Source organism: Micromonospora sp. M51, from assembly GCF_018070305.1.
Classification (GTDB): domain Bacteria; phylum Actinomycetota; class Actinomycetes; order Mycobacteriales; family Micromonosporaceae; genus Micromonospora; species Micromonospora parva.
Window position 1 is genome coordinate 1 of sequence record NZ_JAGPXZ010001272.1, and the last position, 958, is coordinate 958.

At 71.0% G+C, this 958-nt stretch carries 2 protein-coding genes; both read left to right on the top strand.

Going from position 1 to position 958, the window contains the following annotated elements:
* Positions 1–146 precede the first annotated feature (146 nt).
* Positions 147–410, top strand: a complete 264-nt coding sequence (gene rpoZ / locus KBX53_RS34225; protein ID WP_030335666.1) for a DNA-directed RNA polymerase subunit omega — start codon at positions 147–149, stop codon at positions 408–410.
* Between the two features lie 14 nt (positions 411–424).
* On the top strand, positions 425–958 hold a 534-nt coding region (locus tag KBX53_RS34230), incomplete at its 3' end, for a flavoprotein (RefSeq protein WP_305798009.1).

Below are 958 nucleotides of genomic sequence, written 5' to 3' on the forward strand. Positions count from 1 at the left end.
CACCGAACGGGTGGTTGAAGAGCTGGTAGGCTTACTCGGTTCTTCTTATCCGGATCCGGCCTGGTCGCGCGTGCGTGGCTGACGGCCGGCCACCGTTGAGACTCAGCACCGCGTCCGCGCGGCTCGAAAGACGCAGAGGTTAATTCGTGGGATCCATCGCCAACCCCGAAGGCATCACCAACCCGCCGATCGACGAGCTCCTCGAGAAGACGACGTCGAAGTACGCGCTGGTCATCTTCGCCGCCAAGCGCGCGCGCCAGGTCAACGCCTACTACAGCCAGCTCGGTGAGGGTCTGCTGGAGTACGTCGGTCCGCTCGTCGAGACCACCCCGCAGGAGAAGCCCCTCTCGATCGCCATGCGCGAGATCAACTCGGGCCTGCTCACCGCCGAGCCGACCGACCAGCCGTAAGCCCCCGCTGGCCGATGTCCGCCTCGATCGTCCTCGGGGTCGGTGGCGGCATCGCCGCCTACAAGGCGTGCGAGCTGCTGCGACTCTTCACCGAATCCGGTCACCGGGTTCGGGTCGTGCCCACCGCGTCGGCGCTCCGGTTCGTGGGAGCGCCGACCTGGGCCGCGCTCTCCGGTCAACCCGTCGCCGACGACGTCTGGACCGACGTCCACGAGGTGCCGCACGTCCGGCTCGGTAAGCAGGCCGACCTGGTGGTGGTCGCGCCGCCGGACGGGTCGTTGGTGCCGTTCCGTTTCGTCGACGCGCTGGTCGGCGGCGTCGTCGCGCTCGCGGCCAGCCTGCTGGTCGACGCCCGGCACCCGCTCGCCCCGCTGGTCGCCGAGGTGCGGCGGACCTTCGACGAGCTGGCCGGGTTGCTGGACGGGATCGCCGACGCGCTGGACGACCGCGACGAGCCGGCGGCGGTCGCCGCGCTGCGGCAGGCGCGGGGGATGGACGCCCGGGTGGACGGGCTGCGCGACGGAGTGCTGGCCGCCGGTGAGGCGCTG